The following is a 1,073-nucleotide window of genomic DNA, read 5'->3' as shown; positions in this document are numbered from 1 at the left end:
CTAGTGCTGTGACCGTGAACGTTCACCGGGTCGCTCGTTGTGCTGGGCGGAAGTGACGACCAGCACGGGGAGGCAGGATGGCTCAACTGGTCCGGGTCCGCAGGCTGACCGAGCAGGAAGGGCAGAAGCTGCAGCAGGTCGTGCGGCGGGGAAGTACCAGCTCGGTGCGGTTTCGGCGGGCGATGATGCTGCTGGCCTCGTCCGGGGGCAGCACCGTCCCGGTGATCGCCCGTCTGGTCCAGGCGGACGAGGACACCGTGCGTGACGTGATCCACCGCTTCAATGAGATCGGGCTCGCATGTCTGGACCCTCTGTGGGCGGGAGGCCGTCCCCGCCTGCTCAGTCGTGACGACGAGGACTTTGTCGTTCGGACGGCCACCACCCGCCCGACGCAGCTCGGCAAGCCCTTCACTCGCTGGTCGATCCGCAAGCTCGCCGATCACCTGCGCAGGAACATCTCCCGGCCGATCGGGATCGGCCGGGAGGCCCTGCGGTGCTTACTGGCCCGCCGCGGGATCTCCTTCCAGCGCACGAAAACCTGGAAGGAGTCCCCGGATCCGGACTTCGATGCCAAGCTCGCCCGGATCGAGTACGCGATCAACGAGCGGCCGGACCGCACGTTCGCCTTCGACGAGTTCGGGCCGCTGGGCATCCGCCCGACCGCCGGCTCCTGCTGGGCCGAGCGCGGCCGCCCGGACCGGCTGCCGGCGACGTTCCGCCGCACCCACGGGATCACCTACTTCCACGGCTGCTACTCCGTCGGCGACGACCAGATGTGGGGCGTCAACCACAGGCGCAAGGGCATCGACCACACCTGGGCGGCCATGCGGACGATCCGGGCCGCCCGTCCGGACGGTGCCCCGATCTACGTGATCCTCGACAACCTCTCCGCCCATACGAACTGGCGGATGAAACGGTGGGCGGCCAAAAACAAGGTCGAGCTGTGCTTCACCCCGACCTACGCCTCTTGGGCCAACCCCATCGAGGCCCACTTCGGACCGCTGCGGCAGTTCACCCTGGCTAACTCGAACCACCCCAATCACACCGTCCAGACCCGGGCCCTGCACGCCTAC

The 1,073-nt window shown here is 68.0% G+C and carries 1 protein-coding gene; it reads left to right on the top strand.

Annotated features, from left to right (window positions below; all coding sequences use genetic code 11):
• Window positions 1-77: 77 nt before the first annotated feature.
• A partial coding sequence (locus ACFVGY_RS37865; protein WP_385687146.1) for an IS630 family transposase occupies window positions 78-1,073 on the top strand: 996 nt, incomplete at its 3' end.

This window comes from Streptomyces sp. NPDC127106, from assembly GCF_042677605.1.
GTDB lineage: Bacteria > Actinomycetota > Actinomycetes > Streptomycetales > Streptomycetaceae > Streptomyces.
Note: the sequence above shows the minus strand (reverse complement) of the source record. Positions and strands in the feature narration are given on the sequence as shown.